25 protein-coding genes are annotated in these 20578 nt (G+C 58.7%); 4 read left to right on the forward strand and 21 right to left on the reverse strand.

Features of this window, described 5'->3' with window-relative positions; translation table 11 throughout:
* Positions 1 to 3 precede the first annotated feature (3 nt).
* Positions 4 to 531 (reverse strand): ubiquinol-cytochrome C chaperone family protein, encoded by a 528-nt coding sequence (locus HXX25_RS05115; RefSeq protein WP_187167426.1) that lies wholly within the window; start codon positions 529 to 531, stop codon positions 4 to 6.
* A gap of 98 nt (positions 532 to 629) precedes the next feature.
* Here HXX25_RS05115 and HXX25_RS05120 point away from each other — a divergent pair, with 98 nt between their 5' ends.
* The gene (locus HXX25_RS05120) at positions 630 to 1118 is read left to right on the forward strand and encodes an outer membrane protein assembly factor BamE (RefSeq protein ID WP_187167427.1); all 489 of its coding nucleotides are present in this window, start codon (positions 630 to 632) and stop codon (positions 1116 to 1118) included.
* Between the two features lie 73 nt (positions 1119 to 1191).
* On the opposite strand, the gene HXX25_RS05125 is transcribed toward HXX25_RS05120, so the two are convergent.
* The 10 genes from HXX25_RS05125 to glyA all read right to left on the reverse strand — a co-directional run bounded on the left by HXX25_RS05125 (position 1192) and on the right by glyA (position 10081).
* Positions 1192 to 3354: a sodium-translocating pyrophosphatase gene (locus tag HXX25_RS05125; protein ID WP_187167752.1), complete on the reverse strand. Its 2163-nt coding sequence runs from the start codon at positions 3352 to 3354 to the stop codon at positions 1192 to 1194.
* Positions 3355 to 3530: 176 nt separating this feature from the next.
* Positions 3531 to 4037, reverse strand: coding sequence for a hypothetical protein (locus HXX25_RS05130; RefSeq protein ID WP_187167428.1), 507 nt, complete (start codon positions 4035 to 4037; stop codon positions 3531 to 3533).
* A gap of 24 nt (positions 4038 to 4061) precedes the next feature.
* Positions 4062 to 5030 carry a thiamine-phosphate kinase gene (gene thiL / locus HXX25_RS05135; RefSeq protein ID WP_187167429.1) on the reverse strand — a complete coding sequence of 323 codons (969 nt, stop codon included), beginning with the start codon at positions 5028 to 5030 and terminating at the stop codon, positions 4062 to 4064.
* The gene (gene nusB / locus HXX25_RS05140; protein ID WP_187167430.1) at positions 5027 to 5482 is read right to left on the reverse strand and encodes a transcription antitermination factor NusB; all 456 of its coding nucleotides are present in this window, start codon (positions 5480 to 5482) and stop codon (positions 5027 to 5029) included. Before nusB ends, thiL begins: the two co-directional genes overlap by 4 nt.
* Complete coding sequence (gene ribH / locus HXX25_RS05145; RefSeq protein WP_187167431.1) at positions 5482 to 5907, reverse strand: 6,7-dimethyl-8-ribityllumazine synthase; 426 nt, start codon at positions 5905 to 5907, stop codon at positions 5482 to 5484. The genes nusB and ribH overlap by 1 nt, the downstream gene beginning before the upstream one ends.
* A complete protein-coding gene (ribB, locus tag HXX25_RS05150; protein ID WP_187167432.1) occupies positions 5904 to 7028 on the reverse strand; it encodes a 3,4-dihydroxy-2-butanone-4-phosphate synthase in 1125 nt (374 codons plus the stop codon). Before ribB ends, ribH begins: the two co-directional genes overlap by 4 nt.
* Positions 7029 to 7031: 3 nt before the next feature.
* The gene (locus HXX25_RS05155) at positions 7032 to 7634 is read right to left on the reverse strand and encodes a riboflavin synthase (RefSeq protein WP_187167433.1); all 603 of its coding nucleotides are present in this window, start codon (positions 7632 to 7634) and stop codon (positions 7032 to 7034) included.
* Positions 7635 to 8309: a RibD family protein gene (locus HXX25_RS05160; protein WP_187167434.1), complete on the reverse strand. Its 675-nt coding sequence runs from the start codon at positions 8307 to 8309 to the stop codon at positions 7635 to 7637.
* A complete protein-coding gene (gene nrdR / locus HXX25_RS05165) occupies positions 8306 to 8791 on the reverse strand; it encodes a transcriptional regulator NrdR (RefSeq protein WP_187167435.1) in 486 nt (161 codons plus the stop codon). The genes HXX25_RS05160 and nrdR overlap by 4 nt, the downstream gene beginning before the upstream one ends.
* Positions 8792 to 8800: 9 nt before the next feature.
* A complete protein-coding gene (gene glyA / locus HXX25_RS05170) occupies positions 8801 to 10081 on the reverse strand; it encodes a serine hydroxymethyltransferase (protein WP_255466975.1) in 1281 nt (426 codons plus the stop codon).
* 220 nt (positions 10082 to 10301) lie between these two features.
* Between glyA and HXX25_RS05175 the strand changes: the two genes are divergently transcribed.
* Positions 10302 to 10727: a MucR family transcriptional regulator gene (locus HXX25_RS05175; RefSeq protein ID WP_187167436.1), complete on the forward strand. Its 426-nt coding sequence runs from the start codon at positions 10302 to 10304 to the stop codon at positions 10725 to 10727.
* Positions 10728 to 10737: 10 nt separating this feature from the next.
* Here the strand turns inward: HXX25_RS05175 and HXX25_RS05180 are convergent, their stop codons facing one another.
* The 6 genes from HXX25_RS05180 to HXX25_RS05205 all read right to left on the reverse strand — a co-directional run bounded on the left by HXX25_RS05180 (position 10738) and on the right by HXX25_RS05205 (position 15958).
* A complete protein-coding gene (locus HXX25_RS05180) occupies positions 10738 to 10935 on the reverse strand; it encodes a hypothetical protein (protein WP_187167437.1) in 198 nt (65 codons plus the stop codon).
* Positions 10936 to 10991: 56 nt separating this feature from the next.
* Positions 10992 to 12209, reverse strand: coding sequence for a 5-aminolevulinate synthase (gene hemA, locus HXX25_RS05185; protein WP_187167438.1), 1218 nt, complete (start codon positions 12207 to 12209; stop codon positions 10992 to 10994).
* Between the two features lie 94 nt (positions 12210 to 12303).
* Entirely contained in the window at positions 12304 to 12795 is a 492-nt protein-coding gene (locus tag HXX25_RS05190) for a winged helix DNA-binding protein (protein ID WP_187167439.1), read from the reverse strand.
* Between the two features lie 74 nt (positions 12796 to 12869).
* Positions 12870 to 13763 (reverse strand): 3-hydroxyisobutyrate dehydrogenase, encoded by an 894-nt coding sequence (gene mmsB / locus HXX25_RS05195; protein WP_187167440.1) that lies wholly within the window; start codon positions 13761 to 13763, stop codon positions 12870 to 12872.
* A gap of 3 nt (positions 13764 to 13766) precedes the next feature.
* Positions 13767 to 14825, reverse strand: coding sequence for an enoyl-CoA hydratase/isomerase family protein (locus tag HXX25_RS05200; RefSeq protein ID WP_187167441.1), 1059 nt, complete (start codon positions 14823 to 14825; stop codon positions 13767 to 13769).
* Positions 14822 to 15958: an isobutyryl-CoA dehydrogenase gene (locus HXX25_RS05205; RefSeq protein WP_187167442.1), complete on the reverse strand. Its 1137-nt coding sequence runs from the start codon at positions 15956 to 15958 to the stop codon at positions 14822 to 14824. Before HXX25_RS05205 ends, HXX25_RS05200 begins: the two co-directional genes overlap by 4 nt.
* An 84-nt stretch (positions 15959 to 16042) precedes the next feature.
* Here HXX25_RS05205 and hemB point away from each other — a divergent pair, with 84 nt between their 5' ends.
* Positions 16043 to 17026 carry a porphobilinogen synthase gene (gene hemB, locus HXX25_RS05210; protein ID WP_187167443.1) on the forward strand — a complete coding sequence of 328 codons (984 nt, stop codon included), beginning with the start codon at positions 16043 to 16045 and terminating at the stop codon, positions 17024 to 17026.
* On the opposite strand, the gene HXX25_RS05215 is transcribed toward hemB, so the two are convergent.
* Complete coding sequence (locus tag HXX25_RS05215) at positions 17023 to 17652, reverse strand: trimeric intracellular cation channel family protein (RefSeq protein ID WP_187167444.1); 630 nt, start codon at positions 17650 to 17652, stop codon at positions 17023 to 17025. The genes hemB and HXX25_RS05215 overlap by 4 nt on opposite strands.
* A gap of 145 nt (positions 17653 to 17797) precedes the next feature.
* On the opposite strand from HXX25_RS05215, the gene HXX25_RS05220 reads away from it, so the two are divergent.
* Positions 17798 to 18121: a hypothetical protein gene (locus tag HXX25_RS05220; protein WP_187167445.1), complete on the forward strand. Its 324-nt coding sequence runs from the start codon at positions 17798 to 17800 to the stop codon at positions 18119 to 18121.
* 52 nt (positions 18122 to 18173) lie between these two features.
* Here the strand turns inward: HXX25_RS05220 and HXX25_RS05225 are convergent, their stop codons facing one another.
* Genes HXX25_RS05225 through HXX25_RS05235 form a run of 3 tightly spaced genes read right to left on the reverse strand, consistent with a single transcriptional unit; the run spans position 18174 to position 20549 of the window.
* Complete coding sequence (locus HXX25_RS05225) at positions 18174 to 19196, reverse strand: TIGR00341 family protein (RefSeq protein WP_187167446.1); 1023 nt, start codon at positions 19194 to 19196, stop codon at positions 18174 to 18176.
* Between the two features lie 6 nt (positions 19197 to 19202).
* Complete coding sequence (locus tag HXX25_RS05230; RefSeq protein WP_187167447.1) at positions 19203 to 20075, reverse strand: NAD(P)-dependent oxidoreductase; 873 nt, start codon at positions 20073 to 20075, stop codon at positions 19203 to 19205.
* 9 nt (positions 20076 to 20084) lie between these two features.
* Positions 20085 to 20549, reverse strand: coding sequence for a flavin reductase family protein (locus tag HXX25_RS05235; RefSeq protein WP_187167448.1), 465 nt, complete (start codon positions 20547 to 20549; stop codon positions 20085 to 20087).
* Positions 20550 to 20578 lie beyond the last annotated feature (29 nt).

The following is a 20578-nucleotide window of genomic DNA, read 5'->3' on the forward strand; positions in this document are numbered from 1 at the left end:
CCGTCAGAAATCTGCAAACCGCAATTCATCGGCTGAATTGGCGTTGAGCAGGGAAAGTGTCGCCAGCTCGTCGGTACTTTTTCGAAAATAGTCCGCAAAGCGCCCGGCCTGTTCGTGGTGCGGATCACCCAAAAGATTGCGGCCAATGGCTTCAACCAGAGCTGATCTGTCGCCAGAGTCCGAAGCGCCTGCATAACTCTTGAACCGGCCATAAAAAACTTCTGCCATCGCCCGGATTTTCTTACCGATGCTGGTATCGCCGATGCCCATCTCGCGCATCGCATAATCCATGTCCTTGAAGAAGTGATCAAACAGCGCCTGACCGGCCGCGCGGCCTGTCTCGCCCTCGGCATTGAGTCGGCTGATCGCCAGAATGACGTGGAGTGATATCAACTCGAAACGCCCCTCAGGCGTATCTGGCACCCCGCCAACTGCATAGAATTGCGGCTGCCGGGCGGTGACAACAATGCGGTCATAAAGCGCCTGTGTCTGCTCTCTGGACTGACGGCGGGCCTTCAGGAACGACAACATGTGATGAACACTCCCTCTTGTTGGGACTTGAAGCTATGATCAGCCTCAGCTAGGTCAACTCGGCATAGTATCCAGAACCGGGAATTAGGGTTTAGTCCATGAAGCGCGCATTGCTATTGGCTGTTGCAGCCGGATCCATTTTTGCTGTCGGTTGCACACCTGTCCTCCGGAATCACGGCTTTGTATACGTCAACGGCGAAGTGCCGGAGATCGTACCGGGCGAAGATAATCAGGCCAGCGTCCTTGAGCGCCTTGGCAGCCCGTCAACGCAAGGCGTGTTTGAATCGACGACCTGGTATTACATGTCCGACACACGTGAGTCTCTGGCCTATCAGCGGCCACAGACAAGCTACCGCCGGATTGTCGAAGTTCAGTTTGACGAGTCCGGAGTGGTATCGTCGGTCGATGAATATGGCCTTGAGGACGGGCGCCGGGTTGCGCTGGTCGATCGCGAGACGCCGACACCGGGCCGCGAAATGAATGTCTGGGAACAATTGTTCGGCAATATCGGCAGCCTGCCAACCGAGCAATTCGGTGGCGAGCAGAACCTGCCCGGCGGGGCCGGCGGTCCACGACGCGACGAGTAAATACTCCCAATATCTGAGTATAAAAAAGCCCCGGTCCGAAGACCGGGGCTTTTCTTTTGCCTTTGGCTGATCGCTACTGGTGAGCAATCACCGCAAGGAGCAAGAGCGCCACGATATTGGTGATCTTGATCATCGGGTTCACAGCCGGGCCAGCAGTGTCCTTGTAGGGATCGCCAACCGTATCGCCGGTAACCGCAGCCTTGTGAGCCTCGGAGCCCTTTTCATGAAGGACTCCATCGGAGTCGGTGAAGCCGTCTTCGATCGCCTTTTTGGCATTATCCCAGGCACCCCCACCGGAGGTCATCGAGATAGCCACAAAGAGGCCTGTCACGATCACGCCCAGCAGCATGGCACCCACTGCCGACAGAGCCGGGCCCGGTCCGGCGATCAGCATGATCACGAAGAACAGGATGATGGGTGACAGGACCGGCAGAAGCGACGGTACGATCATCTCACGGATCGCCGCCTTGGTCAGAAGATCCACCGCCCGGCCATAATCCGGCTTGACAGTGCCTTCCATGATGCCCGGGTTTTCGCGGAACTGGCGACGCACTTCCACAACAACCGACTGGGCCGCGCGGCCAACGGCCATCATCGACATGCCGCCGAAAAGGAATGGCAGAAGACCACCAAAGAGGAGACCGACGACGACATACGGATTGGACAGCGAGAAGTTGACGACATTCGCCGTAACTTCGGTTCCGCCATAGATCAGGTCCGCAAAGAAACCTTCTCCATTCGCAGTCTCGATAAAGTGCTGGATATCCGCCGTATAGGCAGCAAACAGCACCAAAGCACCAAGCCCTGCCGAACCAATGGCATAACCCTTGGTCACGGCTTTTGTGGTGTTACCCACGGCGTCCAGCGCGTCCGTCGTGTTCCGGACTTCCTCGGGAAGGCCCGCCATTTCTGCGATACCACCGGCGTTATCCGTCACCGGACCGAAGGCATCGAGGGCCACCACCATACCGGCCAGCGCCAGCATCGTCGTCACGGCAATGGCAATGCCGAAGAGACCTGCCAGGACATAGGTGCCGATAATGCCGGCAATAATCACCAGCGCCGGCAGCGCGGTGGATTCCAGCGAGACGGCCAGACCCTGGATGACGTTTGTGCCATGCCCGGAAACCGATGCCTGTGCCACCGAGCGTACCGGGCGCTTGTCAACGCCGGTATAGTATTCGGTGATCCAGATGATCAGACCCGTAACGGCCAATCCGATACCGCCACAAAGGAACAGGTTCAGGCCGGTAATCGCACTGCCTTCCATGATCGGACCGAAGCCGTTCGGCAGCACATAATAGATCGCGGCAGCAACAGCGGGCAATGACAGCACCGCCGACACCACGAAGCCCTTGTACAGCGCATTCATGATGTTGTTCGATTTGCCGAGCTTCACGAAGAAGGTCCCGATGATTGATGTCACGATACACACACCACCAATGGCCAGCGGCAGGAACATCATGGCCGGAGCAGCAGCACCTGCGAAGAAAATGGAGGCCAGAACCATGGTCGCGACAATCGTGACCGCATAGGTTTCGAACAGATCAGCCGCCATACCGGCACAGTCACCGACATTGTCACCGACATTGTCAGCAATGGTTGCCGGGTTGCGCGGATCATCTTCCGGGATACCAGCCTCGACCTTTCCGACCATGTCGCCGCCGACATCCGCACCCTTGGTGAAGATACCGCCGCCAAGACGGGCAAAGATCGAGATCAGGGACGCACCGAAGCCGAGCGCAACCAGAGCGTCGATAACGACGCGCGGGTTCTCCGGCGGGAAAACAGCGGTGAGCAGATAGTAGTAAACAGCCACACCCAGCAGAGCGAGGCCTGCGACCAGCATGCCCGTGACGGCACCCGAGCGGAACGCCATGGACAGGCCGCCAGCAAGGCTGATCGACGCGGCCTGGGTTGTCCGCACATTGGCGCGGACCGAAACCAGCATGCCGATGAATCCTGCCATGCCCGATAGCACGGCACCGATGACGAAGCCCACTGCTACGAGAAAGCCCAGCAAGAACCACACAAGTACGGTAACGGCGACGCCAACAATGGCGATGGTCATATACTGCCGTTTCAGATAGGCGTTCGCGCCTTCCTGGATCGCCGCAGCGATCTCTTTCATGCGGTCATTTCCGGCATCAGCTGCCAGAATCGCCCGGCTCTGCACGACGCCGTATACGACGGCAAGCAGGCCAGCCAGAATGACCAGTCCAAGTCCCAATTCCATATTCATGGCATTCAGCCTTTCGTCCCAATTCAAATTGATCGGGGAGGAAATGCTGTCAGGGCATGGCTCGCGAATCAGCGAACCTCCCATCCCCCCCAAGGAAAGTGGCGGGAATATGCCCAAAGCCATTGTCGGGCGCAACACGCCCGGATGCAATGGATTAATTTACTGAAATATCAGCGGATAAGGCGGATATCAGGTGTCGCGAGAGAAACTTGCTCAATCACACCTTCGCCAAAATACTCCGCAAGGGCTGCCAACCAGACTTCACGCACCCGATCCCGATCAATCGTTTCGCCGCTTTCATCGGTCAGATTCTCCCGATGGCTGGCGCGGATCAGACGGTCCAGGGCGAAGTGTGTATTGTCCTGCACTCTGCGCGATTGACTTCCACGCGCCACCAACAGACGCGGGTGAATATAGGCATAGCCGCGCAGGCGATGATCGGACACGAGCGGAACAACAATCGCGGGCATCGAAATAACGCGCGGATCACCTTCATTGACACCAAGCTCTTCCATGATGCTGTTATGAGCCGCGTCTGGCCCGTCTCCGGTATCATTCCAATCGAAATTGATTGTGGTACCGCTACTACCGGACCCACCGCCGCCTCCACCGCCGGCGAAAGCAGCGGGCGACAGGACAATGGAGCAGAGGGCGAGGCCAAGGAGAAGGTTTTTCATACGGCGGAGACTAGCAGTCCACGCTCAAAAATGCGTAAAACCGGTCCGTAAAATTTGAACGATCTTGCTGGAATCATCAGTGACCCGGACGCCCTCACCCTCGGCAATTTCGCCAATCTCGGTAACGGGAACGCCGCAGGCCTGCGCAGCCGTCAGCAAGGCATTCCGTTCCTTTTCCGGAACACAGAAGAGCATTTCATAGTCATCTCCACCGGTAAACAGTGAAGACCAAGCATCCACACCATTGTCCTGCCGGGAGAGCCAGAGACGAGCCGGGTCTGACAATGGTACGTCTTCCAGCCGGATATCGAGCGAAACGCCGCTGGCACGCGCCAGATGACCGGCATCCGACACAAGACCATCAGAGATATCGAGCCCGGCCGAAGCGATCTGCCTTAACGCTTCTATCAGTTCGACCCGCGGCTCAGGTAGAAGATATCTTGTATTGAGCTGCTCCACCTGGTGCTGTGGCAGACCGGTATCCGCGGCGCCAAGCCCCAGAAAACCGTCCCCTATTGTCCCGCTCACAAAAACACGATCGCCCGGCCGCGCGCCACTTCGGCGAAGGGGCGCGTCAACCTCTCCGAAAGCCGTAATGGTGATGACAAGCCGGTCACCGCCGCGCGTCGTATCGCCGCCAATCAAGGGGATGGAATACTGCGAGACATCAGCAGACAGGCCATCAACGAACAGATTTTGTTGATCTTGCCGAATGTCTTCAGGCCAGACGATGGACAGCAGAAAAGCATGGGGCTTGGCCGCCATGGCCACAAGATCGGAAATATTTACCCGCAACGCCTTACGGGCCACAAGGTCCAGCGGGTCATCACTTCGAAAATGCACGCCTTGAACGAGTGTATCTGTTGTAACGACCAGTCCCGCTTTTTGCGCCAGAAGCGCCGCGTCGTCCGTCAGGCCAAAAGCGCCCTCATAGCCAGACGAAAGAGGCGCCAGTGATTGCGCAATAAAATCGAATTCGCCGACCCGGCTCACCCCACCAGGCTTCCCGGCCGGATGTCACGCGTCAGACGGTCCAGAACCGCATTGATGAAAGCAACATCCTTGTCATCAAAGAAGGCCGCCGCCAGGTCAACATAGGCTTCAAGCAGAACCGGTGCGGGGGTTTCCGTGGCATCGATCATTTCAAACACACCGCAGCGCAATATCGCTCGAAGCGTCGCGTCAATCCGCTCGAGCTTCCATTTGGCGGTCAAAGCCGGTGCAATCGTCTGATCCAGTTTTGCGGTGGATACGGTTGTTCCCCGCACCAGTTTTTCAAACAATTCCGTATCCGCTGTTTCAGAAAGCCGGTATTCGGCAAACTGCCCCAGGACCCGCTCAATGGACATGCCGCCCTGCTCGATCTGAAATAGCGCCTGCACCGCGGCCAGGCGCGCTTCGGGCTTCGGTTTCATCACCGGCAGTATCTCTTCGGGAATGTCCATCAGGCGGCTCCAAATCGCTCGCGCAGGCGGATCATCGCAAGGCAGGCGCGCGCTGCATCTCCACCTTTATCCTTGTCACCTGCCCGCTTCATGGCCTGATCGCGGTTCTCAACGGTCAGAATACCGTTTCCGAGCGCGACACCTTCCAGCGTCAGGTCCATGAGTGCACGTGCCGACTCGCCAGCCACATAGTCATAATGACTGGTCTCGCCGCGGATCACACAACCGAGAGCGACATAGCCGTCAAACCGGGTCCGGCTCTTGACCGCCGAGGCAATGGCCCCGGGAATTTCCAGCGCCCCCGGAACCTCGGCGAATTCGAACTCGGCATCCGCCAGAGCCGCTGCGGCACCTTGCAACAAGGCATCGCTGACGTCCTTGTAATACGGCGCGACGACAACAAGAATTCGCGGTTGACCATTCATGCGTCAAAGTCTCCAAGCTGGATGGTATCATGGATGGAGAGGCCATAGCCTTCCAGTCCCACAATCGGTTGCGGTGCTGTTGTCAGGAGGTCCATTTTTCCAACCCCGAGATCTGTCAAAATCTGCGCGCCAATACCGTATTCGCGCAAGCGGCGCTCCTCCCGCTTTTCATCCGGCTCGGTCGGCTTGGCCCCAAACCGTTCGCGAATTGCATTGAGATTGCTTTCGCGAATGAAAACCATCACCGCCGGGCCGTCATGCTGCGCCAGTGTCTGCATGGCGATTTCGACAAGCCCGGACCGCGGCCCCGTTGCGGCGATCACGTCATCAACAAAGCTGACCTTGTGCATGCGCACCAGCGTTGGATGATCCGCCTCGGGTTGGCCTTTGAGCAGAGCGACATGCTCGAAACCATCCACAAGACTGCGATACACCACCAGCTTGAATATTCCGCCCCAGTAACTCTCGAACGGAACGTCAGCGCGGCGTTCGATAAACAGATCATTCCTGCGGCGGTAGGCGATCAGATCGGCGATCGTGCCAATCTTCAGCCCATGCAATTGCGCAAATGAAACCAGATCCGGCATGCGCGCCATCGTCCCGTCTTCATTCATGATTTCGCAAATCACGCCGGAGGGATTCAATCCGGCAAGACGCGCAACATCAACCGCTGCTTCCGTATGCCCGGCCCGGACCAGAACGCCCCCGTCCCGGGCAATCAGCGGGAAAACATGGCCTGGCGTGACGATGTCGTCCGACCCTTTTTCCGGATCAATCGCGGCGGCGATTGTAACGGCGCGATCATGAGCGGAAATCCCCGTTGTGACGCCTTCCCGCGCTTCAATGGAGACCGTGAACGCTGTCTGGTGACGCGTGCGGTTGTGCGAGGACATCATCTCCAGACCGAGCGCCTTTGCCCGTTCGTCGGAGACGGAAAGGCATATCAGGCCGCGCCCGTAGCGCGCCATGAAATTCACGGCATCCGGCGTCGCAAATTGGGCCGGGATGACAAGGTCGCCCTCATTCTCACGGTCATCTGCGTCAACAAGGATGAACATCCGCCCGTTACGGGCGTCTTCGATAATGTCTTCTATCGGGGAAAGCGGTGTATCTCTGGCCATGCCTCAATCTTCCGCCTGCATCAGGCGCGCGGCGTATCGCGCCATGAGATCAACTTCAAGATTGACGTGCGCGCCAATCTGCAGCTGACCAATCGTGGTGACCTGCGCCGTATGGGGAATGATCATCAGGCTAAAGACATCTTTTTCAACCGCATTGACTGTCAACGACACGCCATCAACCGCAATCGATCCCTTCTCCGCAACAAATCTCGCAACAGATGCGGGCGCCCGGATGTCGAGTTTCAGCCAATCGCCATCATCAACCCGGTTCACGATCTCTCCCAGACCGTCAATATGACCAGTCACAAGATGTCCACCCAGCTCATCGCCCATCCGGAGCGAACGCTCCAGATTCATCTGGCGTCCGACCGTCCATTCTCCAAGCGTCGTCCGGTCCAGCGTTTCTGGCGAAACCTCGACGACATGAAGCCCACCTGACGAACTGGCAGACTTTTCGACGACGGTCAGGCAGACGCCCGCATGACTGATCGATGCACCGATATCGATCGTGTCCGGATCATAGGAGCTTTCAATACTGAAGCGTCTGTCCGTTTCACCGGAAACGGCACGGACAACACCCTTGGCGGTAACAATTCCGGTAAACATTCAGGCCCGCTTTCGTGTGTAGGTCTCGTGCAAATCAGCGCCGCATTCCACGACGCCTGTGCGCTCGAAGATGGGCGCTTCATCCAGCCGCTCAAGGCCAAGCGCTGCCATTACCGGCAATCCGTCTCCGCCGAGGAGCATTGGGCCCCGGAACCATTCAATCTGATCGACAAGATCATGCTTGATTGCACTGGCCGCAATGCGCGCACCCGCCTCTATCATGATGGATTGACCGTCCAGATCGGCAATTTTCTCGATTGCCGCCTTCAGGCTGGTATGCGGCCCGTCATAGCGGTTGATTGAGACCACATTCGCGCCCCTGGCTTCAATCGCCGCGCGAGTGTGCACAGGCACATCCGCGCCGCATACAAAAAGCAACGGACCACCCCCTTCGAATAACCGCGCCGTATCAGGCGTTCGCAACCGCGTATCCAGCACCACTCTGCCTGGCTGGTTTCCCGTATAGCCGGGCAATCGGACAGTGAGCTGCGGATCATCGGCCAGCACGGTTCCGACCCCCGTCAAAATGACGTCATGCGCGCCGCGCAGTTGATGGACTGCCTGCCGAGAGGCTTCGCCGGTGATCCATCGGGACTGACCATTGGCCAGCGCAATTTTACCATCCAGCGAGGTGGCGAGCTTGAGCGTCACGCTCGGACGCACAGGGCCGGTCATGGCTCGGATGGGGAATCGTCACCATGGGGCGGCCCCAATTGCTCGCCCTTGATGAAGTCACGGAAATCATCGACTTCGCGGAAGTCCTTGTAAACAGAGGCGTAGCGAACATAGGCAACCGGATCGAGATTCTTGAGCGCATCCATGACAAGCTCGCCGATCGAATCCGACGTCACATCGGAATCTCCCGTGCTTTCTAGCCGTCGAACAATTCCCGACACCATTTGATCGAGACGATCAGGATCAATCGCCCGTTTCTGGCAGGCAAGCGAAACAGAACGCGCCAGCTTGTCCCGGTCGAATGGGACACGGCGATTACTGCGCTTGACGACCGTCAACTCGCGCAACTGGACCCGTTCAAACGTCGTAAAGCGTGCCGAACATTTCGGGCAGGACCGGCGGCGCCGAATAGAGGCCCCGTCTTCGGCAGGCCGGGAGTCCTTCACTTGGGTGTCGGGGTGACTGCAGAACGGACAGCGCATGTGTGGAGCCTAGCTCAATTCAGGATAAATCGGGAAGCGGCCGGTCAGTTCCAGCACTTTGGCTTTCACCGATTCCTCGACGGCCTTGTTGCCAGACCGGTTTTCTGCGAGCGCATCCAGCACCTCAACCATCATCTCGCCGACTTGTTTGAATTCCGCCTCGCCGAATCCGCGCGTTGTCGCAGCGGGCGAGCCGATGCGGAGACCGGAGGTGACCATCGGCTTTTCCGGATCAAACGGCACGCCGTTCTTGTTGCAGGTCATGAATGCCCGCTCCAGCGCCTTCTCGGAAATATCCCCTGTCAGGGATTTCGGACGCAAATCCACAAGCGCCAGATGCGTATCGGTGCCACCGGACACAATCTCGTAACCGCCCTCTTTCAGCGTCGCAGCCATGATCTGGCAATTCGCCACGACGGATTTGATATAATCCTTGAACTCCGGACGCAGCGCCTCGCCAAACGCCACCGCCTTGGCCGCGACGACATGCATCAGCGGGCCGCCCTGAAGTCCAGGGAAAATGGCGGAGTTGAATTTCTTCCCCAGATCCTCGTCGCGCGACAGGATCATGCCGCCCCGCGGCCCGCGCAGGGTTTTGTGCGTCGTGGTCGTGACAACATCGGCATGCGGGATCGGGTTGGGGTATTCTCCAGCGGCCACCAGTCCGGCGAAATGCGCCATATCGACCAGCAGATAGGCGCCGACAGAATCCGCAATGGCGCGAAACCGTTCGAAATCAATGATCCGCGGATAGGCCGAGCCCCCCGCAATGATCATTTGCGGTTGAACTTCCTTCGCCTTCTCTTCCAGCGCATCATAGTCGATCAGCGCATCGTCTTCGCGCACGCCGTAATGATGCGCGTCAAACCATTTGCCGGACATGTTCGGCTTGGCACCATGAGTCAGGTGGCCACCGGCATCCAGGCTCATACCGAGAATTTTATCGCCCGGTTTCAGGAGCGCCAGAAAGACGCCCTGATTGGCCTGACTGCCCGAGCTGGGCTGCACATTCACATAGGCCGCGCCGAATAATTCCTTCGCGCGATCACGGGCAAGGTCTTCGGCAATATCAACAAATTCACAACCGCCATAATAGCGCTTGCCGGGATATCCTTCGGCGTACTTATTCGTCAAAGGCGAGCCTTGCGCTTCCAGAACCGCCCGCGACACGATGTTCTCCGAGGCGATCAGCTCAATCTGCTGTTGCTGACGCCGTATTTCCTTGCCAACGGCCGCGGCAAGATCCGGATCGGCACTCGACAGCGACTGGCTGAAAAAATCGTCATTCACGGCATACTCTCCTGAAACGCTACGCGGGACATGATTGATAGGCCGCAACAGGCAGGCTGACAATCTTTGACTTTCGCAGCAGCCCGGCCTTGAGCAGCAAAAACCTCAAGTATTCGATGTAATTTTGATTATTCATGTGTTGCTATTTGTAGACGTGAATTTTAAATAGAGTTAGTCGACTTATCGAAGTCAAAGAATACACATGGCAAACGGAGCCCCTATGACAGACGAAACCCTCCCCCCGATCGATGAAGAAGAAGTTCTGCGCATGACAACGGATATCGTGGCGTCTTTTCTGACACACAATTCGGTACCGGCTGACAGCATTCCGGACCTCATCCGTTCGGTGCATTCCACAATGGGCGAAATCAGTGGATCTTCTGCCAAGCCGGAACCGAAGTCCAAGCCGGCAGTCTCGGTCTCCAAATCCGTTACCGACGACTACATCGTCTGTCTAGAAGACGGCAAGAAGCTGACAATGCTCAAGCGTTACCTGCGCTCGCAATATGACATGTCGCCAGATGAATATCGCCGCAAATGGGGTTTGCCATCCGACTACCCGATGGTCGCGCCGGCCTATTCCCGCAAGCGTTCGGCCTTCGCCAAGGACATCGGACTTGGACGCGGTGGCCGCAAAGGCAAATAAGCGGTCAACGTCAGACTTTTATACCGCGGCCGGGTGATCCATCATCCGGCCGTTGATTTTGAGATGACAATCCGAGTTTTCGGGCCAGTTTGGCGCCCGCAACCCGCTCCATATCCAGACGGCTGGCGGATTTTGGTGACTGGATAACCACTTCCGCGCCGGTCGCCACGTCGATGGCCGCCACACGAATGGCCGAAGCCGTTTCCACAAATTCATAGATGACCTCGCGGCCAGCGAGGGGGTAGCCCTTATGGGATGAACCGGTCAGGCGACACGCCGGGCTTTGAACCGGACCCAGACCTCTTGAAGCGAATCGATCAATTGATCGAACATTGCGTCTGAATGGGCCGGTGTCGGCGTAAAGCGAAGCCGCTCTGTTCCGCGCGGAACCGTCGGATAATTGATCGGCTGAACATAGATGCCATGATCTTCCAGCAACGCATCCGACAGCCGTTTGCACACTACGGGATCACCTACCCAGAGCGGCACGATATGGGTCGCGCTCTCCATCACCGGCAAATCCGCTTCACGCATACGTCGTTTGAGGGTTGCCGCGCGCTCCTGGTGGGCTTCGCGCAATTCATGGGCAGACTTCAGATATTCCACCGAGGCGCGCGCACCCGCCGCCAGTGCGGGAGCGAGTGACGTGGTAAAAATGAAGCCCGGTGCCCAGGACCGGATGGCATCCACAAGCGCGCCGTCAGCGGCAATATAGCCGCCCATAACGCCATAGGCTTTGCCGAGTGTGCCTTCGATAATGTCAACGCGGTCCATCAAACCTTCGCGCTCGGCGATACCACCGCCACGCAAACCATAAAGACCGACCGCATGGACTTCATCGAGATAGGTCAACGCATTGTATTTGTCGGCGAGATCACAGACCGCTTCTATCGGGCCGATATCCCCATCCATGGAATAGACCGACTCAAAGGCAATCAGCTTGGGCGCATCCAGCGGAGCGGCCCGCAGCAATTCTTCCAGATGCTCGACATCATTATGCCGCCAGACATGCTTTTCACACTTGGCGCCTTTGACCCCCTCGATCATCGAGGCGTGGTTCAGGGCATCTGAAAAAATGATCAGACCCGGCAGAATTTTGCCGAGCGTACCGATGGTTGCTGAATTGGAAATATAGCCCGAGGTGAAGAGCAGAGCCGCGTCCTTGCCGTGCAGGTCAGCGAGCGAGCGCTCCAGCTCGACATGGTAATTCGTGGTACCGGAGATGTTGCGGGTGCCGCCCGCCCCTGCACCGACATCGTCGATGGCCTGTTTCATCGTCTCGGTCACACAGGCGCGCTGGCCCATGCCGAGATAATCATTCGAGCACCAGACAACGACATCGCGGACATCGCCCTCATCCGTCCGCCAGCGCGCACGCGGGAATTCCCCCTTGTAGCGGCGCAAATTGGCAAAGACCCGATAACGCCCTTCAGCGCGCACGCGGGAAACAGCGGATTTGAAGGCGTCTTGGTAATTCGTCATGGGCCTGCTGCGTTAGTGCTCATTCCTGTTAACGGCACTAATGCAGCAATTCCGTCTGTTTGGCGAGTTGGACGAATGGACGCAGCCAAAAAAATTACAGCCGGAAGCGGATGTGATCTGCCCAGAAGCGTTCCAGACGGTCCAGAGCGATATTCGTAGCGTCGACCGTGTCGGTTGTCAGACCACCGGATGGCTCCAGGGCAATGGACTGACGTGCAAACAACGCTGACAAACGTTCACACACATCCTGCCCGGTCTGAGTCAGGCTGATACGAACCGTGCGGCGGTCATTATTGGACCGCTCCTGGTTAACGAAACCCAGATCGACCAGCTTCTTGAGATTATAGGAGACGTTCGAGCCGAGATAATGGCCCCGCGATTTCAGCTCGCCTGCGGTCAGAACCTGATCACCGATGTTGTAGATGAGCAGGGCCTGAACACTCGTCAGGTCGCGAAGACTCTCGCGGTCCAGTTCATCCTTGACCACATCGAGCAATTGCCGGTGAAGGCGTTCGACCCGCTGCAACAATTCGAGATAATCGGCGCGGGTTTCCGCAGCCGGAGCCAGTGTCTCGGCAAGAGCCATGACGGTTTCTCCATTCCACCCAATAACGTTTTGTTATTTTTATAGAACGCTACCCCAAACTCGTTAAAAACCGATTATTCGGCTTTCCAGCTGCCCTGGAGCAGTTTGTAGATGCCGGAAAAATCCGCATTCCGGCCGCCCAGATTATCAAACAGGGCATAGAGCGCTTCGGCCTGCGCCCCCATCGGCGTCGTTGCCCCGGAGGTCGCGGCCGCATCCATGGCCAGCTTGAGATCTTTCAGCATCATCGCCGTTGCAAAACCGGGCGTATAGCCGCGATTGGCCGGCGAAGCTTCCACCGGGCCCGGCACCGGGCAATAGCTGGTCATTGACCAGGACTGGCCTGAGGCTTTCGAGGCAATATCGAAAAACCGCTGCTGATCGAGCCCGAGCTTTTCCGCCAGCGCGAACGCTTCACACGTCCCGATCATGGTAATGCCCAGGAGCATATTATTGCAGATCTTGGCCGCCTGCCCCGTCCCGGCATCACCGGCATGTATAACTGCCTTGCCCATGATGGACAGGAATTCCTCGGCCTTTGAAAACGCGTCTTCCGGCCCGCCCACCATGAAGGTCAGCGTACCGGCTTCGGCCCCGGCGACGCCGCCCGAGACCGGGGCATCGACGAATGGAAACCCTTTTGCGGCCGCCGCTTCACCCACCGATCTTGCAGTCGCCACATCAATGGTCGAGCAGTCCATCATCAGCGCGCCCGGCTTGGCATTGGGAAAGACCTCGCCTTCATAGACGGCGCGGACATGCTTGCCCGCGGGCAACATGGTGACGATGGCATCTGCTCCCGCAACCGCATCTGCCGCACTCGCCGCTCCCTTGGCCCCCGCAGCCTCAGCGCGTTTGATGGCATCAGCGCTTAGATCGAAGGCGCGCACATCATGGCCGGCTTTTGCCAGATTTGCGCACATGCCCGAGCCCATATTGCCCAGTCCGATAAATGCGATAACGGCCATGATCTATTCTCCCAGAAACGTCAGTTCTTTATCACTCGAAAGGGGTTCGAAATACGCGGCAATCATCGCATCATCCACGCCATCCAGCGTCGCAGGCGACCAGTTCGGTGCATTGTCCTTGTCGATGATGACGGCACGTACGCCTTCGTAGAAATCAACCCCGCCCAGGCAATGCGTGGACAGGCGCAATTCCTGTCGCATGACATCCTCGAAGGATTTGTCGGCTCCGCTGCGAATGGCCGCGCAGGTCAGCTTCAGCGATGTGGGTGATTTCGTGGCAATGATCTTCGCCTGCTTTTCCGACCAGATGTCTCCGGCGTCGGTGATCCGCGAAACCATCGTTGCCACATCATCGCCGGCAAAAGCCGCATCAATCAGACCGCGCGTGACCGCCAGATCGGAATCACCCGGATCACCGGAATGTTCTTCCAGAATAACTTCCAGTGCGTCCTCATCCGACAGGTCCGCGCTATCCAGCGCAGCGATCAGAGCCGGAAGATCGGCGGACGGCGTGTAATGCGTGGCAATGCCGGTCGCGACACAATCAGCGGCTTTCAAACGCGCGCCGGTCAGTCCCATCCACATGCCGATCTCTCCGGCCAGCCGCGGCAGGAAATAGGTGCCACCGACATCGGGAAAGAACCCGATCCCCGTCTCCGGCATGGCCAGCATGGTGCGGTCCCCGGCCACGCGGTGCGAGCCATGCACGGAAATACCGACACCGCCGCCCATGGTAATGCCATCAATCAGGGCGACATAGGCTTTGGGATATTCCTTGATGAGCGTGTTGAGCTGGTATTCGTCATGCCAGAATCGCCAGGCGTCTTCGCCGCCCGCCTTGCCGCTATCATGCAACATGCGGATATCGCCGCCCGCACAAAAACCTTTCTCGCCCTCGCCATCGACCACCACTACCTTGACGCTGTCATCGTCTTTCCAGGCAAGCAACGCCTGGGTCATCGCATGGACCATATCCATGGACAGCGCGTTCAGCGCCTTGGGGCGGTTGAGCGTGATCCGGCCCAGCTGGCCAACTTTGCGGGCAATGATTTCGTCGGTCATTTCAATACATCCTTGGCGATGATGACGCGCATGATTTCGTTGGTGCCTTCCAGGATCTGATGGACGCGCAGATCGCGCAGGATGCGCTCGATCGGATAATCCTTCAGATAGCCATAGCCGCCATGCAGTTGCAGCGCCTGATTGACGATATCGAAGCAGGCATCGGTCGCGAACCGTTTGGCCATGGCGCAAAGCTTGGGCGTGGACGGGTCCTTGGCATCGATCGCGGCTGCCGCGCGGTAGAGCATCAGACGTGAAGCCTCGAGGTCGGTTGCCATGTCGGCGAGCTTGAATTGCGTGACCTGAAAACCGGCAATCGGCTTACCGAACTGTTTGCGGGATTGGACGTATTCGGCGGCGACATCCAGCGCCTCCGCCGCGCCACCGAGCGAACAGGCACCGATATTCACACGCCCGCCATTGAGGCCATTCATGGCAATCTTGAAGCCGATGCCTTCCTCTCCCAGCCGGTTGGCGGCGGGGATGCGGCAGTCTTCAAAATTCACAACCGCGGTCGGCTGGGAATTCCAGCCCAGCTTTTTCTCGTTCGCACCGAAGGACAGGCCCGGCGTGCCTTTCTCGACGACGAATGTGGAGATGCCGCCCGGCCCCTCGCCGCCCGTACGCGCCATCACGACATAGATGTCGGAGCGGCCCCCACCGGAGATAAAGGCTTTCGAGCCATTCAACACATAATCATCGCCATCCCTGACAGCCTTGGTCCGCAAGGAGGCGGCGTCCGATCCCGCACCCGGCTCGGTCAGGCAGTAGGAGGCGAAATGTTCCATCGACATCAGCCGCGGCAGGAATTTGGCGCGCTGTGCGTCATCGCCCCAGCTGTCGATCATCCAGGCGCACATATTGTGAATGGAGATATAGGCCGCTGTGGACACGCACCCACGCGACAATTGTTCGAAAATCAGGGCCGCATCCAGCCGGGTCATTCCCGATCCACCGAACTCGTCGCCGGTATAAATGCCGGCAAAGCCCATTTCGGCGGCTTCACGCAGAATATCCTCGGGGAAATGCTTGGTCTCATCCCACTCTGCCGCGAACGGCTTCATGCGGTCCTCGGCGAATTTTCGCGCAGCGTCCTGTATCAGGCTCTGGTCTTCATTGAGCTCAAAGTGCAAATCAGGCTCCATCCAGGTTTTGAAAAAGGCCGCGAAGCCCTAACGTGGACCACGCGTTTGGGCAAGCTGTGAGGGTAGACGACGATGAGCACATTTCCAGCCACACGCCTGCGCCGCCTCCGCCAGACGGACTGGTCGCGCCGCCTCGTGCAGGAAAACGTCCTGACGGTGAATGACCTGATCTGGGCGGTTGTCGTGTCAGATACCGCAGATCCGACCGAGCCTGTCGCCGCCATGCCGGGCGTCGAACGTCTGGGTCTGAACGCTCTCGCGGAAGCCGCCAAGCGGGCGGCACAACTGGGCATTCCGGCAATGGCGATCTTTCCGCACATTGATCCGGCGAAGAAAGACGAAAATGGCTCCGAAGCGCTCAATCCGAAAGGGCTCGTTCCGCAGGCCATCCGCACCATCAAGGAGGCCGCCCCCAATGTCGGCGTCATCTGCGATGTCGCGCTCGACCCGTTCACCACGCATGGCCATGACGGCATTCTGAAAGACGGCGTCATCCTGAATGATGACACCGTCGAACGTCTGATCCAGCAGGCTCTGGTTCAGGCGCGGGCGGGCTGTGATGTGATCGCCCCGTCCGACATGATGGATGGCCGCATCGGGGCGATCCGCGAAGCGTTGGAGCTGGAGGGCTTCACCGACACGATGATCCTGTCCTATGCCGCCAAATACGCCTCCGGCTTTTACGGCCCCTATCGTGAAGCCATCGGTTCGGGGACCGTGCTGCAGGGCGACAAGAAAACCTACCAGATGGACCCCGCCAACACCGAGGAGGCCTTGCGCGAAGTCGCCATGGACCTTGATGAAGGTGCCGACATGGTGATGGTCAAACCCGGCCTGCCCTATCTGGATATTGTCCAGCGCGTTTCCTCGACCTTCGGCGTGCCGACCTTTGCCTTCCAGGTCTCCGGCGAATACGCCATGATCCAGGCCGCCGCAGCCAATGGCTGGATTGATGGCGACCGCGTGATGATGGAAAGCCTGATGGCGTTCAAACGCGCCGGTGCGGCGGGAATTATAACTTACTTCGCGCCACGAGCGGCGGAACTGATGGCCTAGCCCACCCTCCCGATCGGCGGCAGGGTCCAGTTGAACTGGATGGCACAACCGCGAATGACAAAGGCCAGCAGCGCCGCGCCCACCGCAGCGATTCCGGCCCCGATGCCGAGCGTAATCGCCAGCACATAGCCCCCCGCCCCGGCCAGTGCCGCCAGCGCGTAGATCTCCGCGCGCAGGACCAGCGGCACATCATTGACAATGATATCCCGGATCAAACCACCAAAGGCCGCACTCATCACCCCGGTCAGCAGCGCAATCGACCAGTGTGCCCCAACCGCAAGCCCCGCTTTCGCGCCAAGCACGCAGAAAACCGACATACCGATGGCATCCGCCCAGGCCAGAGCCGCCCGGCGGGTCGCCAGTGATTGGGCCCAGGGAGAGGTGTAATATCCGATCAATGCCCCGATCAGTGCCAGCCAGAGATATTCCGGTGCTTCCACCCAATAAACCGGCAAGCGGCCCAGAATGACATCGCGCAGTGTGCCGCCGCCCATGCCCGTGACCGCGCCGAGAATGGCCGCCCCGAACGGATCCAGCTCCTTGCGGGCCGCCAGCATGCCGCCGGAATAGGCGAACAGAGTGACACCGCTATAGTCCAGAAAAAGAAAGAGTAAATCGACGGTCAAATCAGTCTGCCTTTTGCGTTATCCAAATATCGGAATCCGGCCATTTCGTTTTTGCACTTGCCCAAATAGTCGATTCACCAACTAATCTCGCCTTGCAGCGGGTGACGATTGCGTCATCTGACAAGCAAAACAAAGGGGGAGACTCATGTCACTCGACAAAATCATCTGGGCAGTCGCGTTTCTGGCAGCCATCGTGTTTGCGTTCGTAACCTTTGAGTATGGCGCACTTATCCTTGCGCTATTGGGGCTCGCAAGCGGTTTCTTCGTCAAGGGCGATCATCGCAAGGCCCTGATACTGGCCGCCATCTTCCTGATCGGAGGCGGTTCCATGGCGCTGGGCTCGATCCCGGCGGTTGGCGAGTATCTGAACGCCATCTTTGCCAATTACGGTGCCGTTCTCGGCGCCGCCTCGCTGATGGTCATCGTCATGGCCACGGTCGAGCGTCTTATCCCTGGTGCGAGCGAATAGCCAAACCGGGATCAGGTGAGAACCCCCGTCCGCATATTGCGGGCGGGGTTTTTCATGACCCGTCTATCGCGGCGGCCAGCGCCGCATCATGGACCGTCACTTGCCAGGCGGCGATCGTCAGAATGATGATCAGCGCGGCCCAGACCGCATAATTCACGAAGACGGATCGCTTGGCCGACTTGCGCTCCAGCCAGGTCCTCGGACGCACGCCCTTGACCCGGTAAGTGAACAACGCGGCCAGATTGACGCTCACCACATTGATCGACAGCAACAGCCCGGCCCGCGCCGCCATCATCCATTCGCCATCCCCGGCATAGAGCCCCATCGCAGCGGAAGGCGGCAGCAATGCTACCGCCACCATGACGCCAACGAGCGCGCTGGAGATGCCGGTGGAAATCGAAAGAGCCGCCGCCGCGCCGGAAACAAGCGCCAGAGCGGTCGTGTCCACGCCGACAATCGTCCGGGAGACCAGCTCGCCGCTCAGCGAATTGAACGGCAGGGCCATACCAAGTGCAAAGCTGACCGCGAGACCGAGCGCCAGCCCCGCAACCGCGGTCCGCGCCGACTTCGCCATCAGGTCCAGATCGCCCAGCGCAGACGCGAAGGAAAATGCCAGAATCGGACCCAGCAGCGGCGCAATCACCATTGCCCCGATCACCGCGGCAACATTATTGGCATTCAGCCCGAGCGCCGCCACGACCGCAGACAGGGCCGTCAAAACCAGGAAATCACGATTGAGCTTGGCTCCGGCGGCAATGTCCTCGAACAGCTCTTCACGCAGGGCCAGCGTACGCCGCTTGCGGCTTGTCTCGGCGTCTTCCTCCGCCTCGATCTTCGGCAGGGTGGCCTCGATCGGGATGACCACAAGCCGCCAGTCGTCGGTATCGGCCAGCAAGCCCTGGATCGCGTCAATCGCTTCCTGCCCCTCACCGGTCTTGAAGTAGAGACGCAAGACGCGGCGGCCACGATCATCTGCCGGCTCCAACCGGTGATCGACCGGATTGGCCCGCAGGCAGGATTTCAGGAGTGGCTTGGTATCAACCGTGTCCGGAAATGAGAGCTCGATCAGTCGCATTCAGGGTCAGGCCTGCTTGTCTGCGTTTTTCAACCGCGCAATCAGGCTGGAAGTGTCCCACCGCCCACCCCCCATGGCCTGAACTTCGGCGTAAAACTGGTCGACGGTGGCCGCAACTGGCAGACGCGCGCCATTATTGCGCGCCTCATCAAGTGCGATGCGAAGATCCTTGCGCATCCAATTCGTCGCAAAACCGTGCTCGAACTGCCCGGCAACCATCGTCTGCCAGCGGTTTTCCATCTGCCAGGATTGCGCTGCGCCCTTGGAGATCGCGCCGATGACTTTTTCTGCGTCCAGCCCCGCCTGCTCGGCAAAATGCAGCCCTTCCGACAGTCCCTGAACCACCCCGGCGATACAGATCTGGTTGACCATCTTGGTCAATTGTCCGGACCCCGCCTCGCCGATCAGCGTAATCGCCTTGGCATAAGCCTTCATGACAGGCTCGGCATAGGCGAAAACATCCGCCTCCCCACCGCACATGATGGCGAGCTGGCCATTCTCCGCCCCCGCCTGCCCGCCGGATACGGGCGCATCAATGAACCCGGCATCCACGGCCTTGCACTCCGCGTGCAAACCCCGGGCGAGCGTTGCCGACGCCGTGGTATGATCCACCAGCACCGAACCCCGCTTCATGACCGGAATAATCTTGTCGGCCACCGCGCGAACATCCGGATCATCGCCAAGACAAAGGAAAACGAAATCGGCATCGCGCACCGCATCTTCCGGCGTGACCGCAACCTTGCCGGTGTGCGCCTTGGCCCAGAGCCGGGCCTTTTCCGTGGTCCGGTTCCACACGGTTACCTGATGGCCCTTCGCGGCAAGATGCCCCGCCATGGGGAAACCCATCACACCGAGACCGAGAAATGCGCACTTTGCCATGGTCGCCTCCTAGTCCAGCCGGCCGTAATCACGGCGATGAAATGTCAGGGCCCCTGCCCCGTCATTCACTGTTATCCCCACGACCTCACCGACAATAATGTCATGATCGCCACCGGGATGGATGGCATGCTGGCGGCAGTCAAGGACAACGCATGCGCCATCAATCACAGGAAAGCCATAGCGGTTTTCAGACCATTGCCCCGCCGGAAGCCCGTCATTTTCCGCGCAATGTTGCGCGATATCCGCCTGGTCCTTGCTGAGAAAACAGATCGCAAAGCTCATGGCGTTCCGGAAAATATCGGCCCGCCCGGCTGCCCTCGACACCGACCACAACACCAGCGGCGGCTCCAGTGAAACGGACGCAAACGAGTTCGCTGTAATGCCATAGGCCTTGCCGTCATGATAGGCGGTGACCACCGTCACGCCAGTTGGATAAAGCGACATGGCATCGCGAAAAGACTGTGAAGACGACAATTTACATACTCCGAATCGCTTCGAAACCG

This window comes from Hyphobacterium sp. CCMP332, assembly GCF_014323565.1.
GTDB lineage: Bacteria > Pseudomonadota > Alphaproteobacteria > Caulobacterales > Maricaulaceae > Hyphobacterium.

Bases quoted from the DNA above. Each gene is read 5' to 3' on its own strand.
- nusB (WP_187167430.1), bottom strand. From the start codon at position 5,482: ATGGACATTCCCGAAGAGATACTGCCGGTGATGAAACCGAAGCCCGAA.
- hemB (WP_187167443.1), top strand. From the start codon at position 16,043: ATGAGCACATTTCCAGCCACACGCCTGCGCCGCCTCCGCCAGACGGAC.
- HXX25_RS05200 (WP_187167441.1), bottom strand. From the start codon at position 14,825: ATGACCGACGAAATCATTGCCCGCAAAGTTGGCCAGCTGGGCCGGATC.
- HXX25_RS05130 (WP_187167428.1), bottom strand. From the start codon at position 4,037: ATGAAAAACCTTCTCCTTGGCCTCGCCCTCTGCTCCATTGTCCTGTCG.
- HXX25_RS05160 (WP_187167434.1), bottom strand. From the start codon at position 8,309: ATGACCGGCCCTGTGCGTCCGAGCGTGACGCTCAAGCTCGCCACCTCG.
- HXX25_RS05220 (WP_187167445.1), top strand. From the start codon at position 17,798: ATGTCACTCGACAAAATCATCTGGGCAGTCGCGTTTCTGGCAGCCATC.
- hemA (WP_187167438.1), bottom strand. From the start codon at position 12,209: ATGACGAATTACCAAGACGCCTTCAAATCCGCTGTTTCCCGCGTGCGC.
- HXX25_RS05225 (WP_187167446.1), bottom strand. From the start codon at position 19,196: ATGCGACTGATCGAGCTCTCATTTCCGGACACGGTTGATACCAAGCCA.
- HXX25_RS05230 (WP_187167447.1), bottom strand. From the start codon at position 20,075: ATGGCAAAGTGCGCATTTCTCGGTCTCGGTGTGATGGGTTTCCCCATG.
- HXX25_RS05125 (WP_187167752.1), bottom strand. From the start codon at position 3,354: ATGGAATTGGGACTTGGACTGGTCATTCTGGCTGGCCTGCTTGCCGTC.
- HXX25_RS05115 (WP_187167426.1), bottom strand. From the start codon at position 531: ATGTTGTCGTTCCTGAAGGCCCGCCGTCAGTCCAGAGAGCAGACACAG.
- nrdR (WP_187167435.1), bottom strand. From the start codon at position 8,791: ATGCGCTGTCCGTTCTGCAGTCACCCCGACACCCAAGTGAAGGACTCC.
- HXX25_RS05190 (WP_187167439.1), bottom strand. From the start codon at position 12,795: ATGGCTCTTGCCGAGACACTGGCTCCGGCTGCGGAAACCCGCGCCGAT.
- mmsB (WP_187167440.1), bottom strand. From the start codon at position 13,763: ATGGCCGTTATCGCATTTATCGGACTGGGCAATATGGGCTCGGGCATG.
- HXX25_RS05155 (WP_187167433.1), bottom strand. From the start codon at position 7,634: ATGTTTACCGGAATTGTTACCGCCAAGGGTGTTGTCCGTGCCGTTTCC.
- HXX25_RS05120 (WP_187167427.1), top strand. From the start codon at position 630: ATGAAGCGCGCATTGCTATTGGCTGTTGCAGCCGGATCCATTTTTGCT.
- ribH (WP_187167431.1), bottom strand. From the start codon at position 5,907: ATGAATGGTCAACCGCGAATTCTTGTTGTCGTCGCGCCGTATTACAAG.
- ribB (WP_187167432.1), bottom strand. From the start codon at position 7,028: ATGGCCAGAGATACACCGCTTTCCCCGATAGAAGACATTATCGAAGAC.
- HXX25_RS05175 (WP_187167436.1), top strand. From the start codon at position 10,302: ATGACAGACGAAACCCTCCCCCCGATCGATGAAGAAGAAGTTCTGCGC.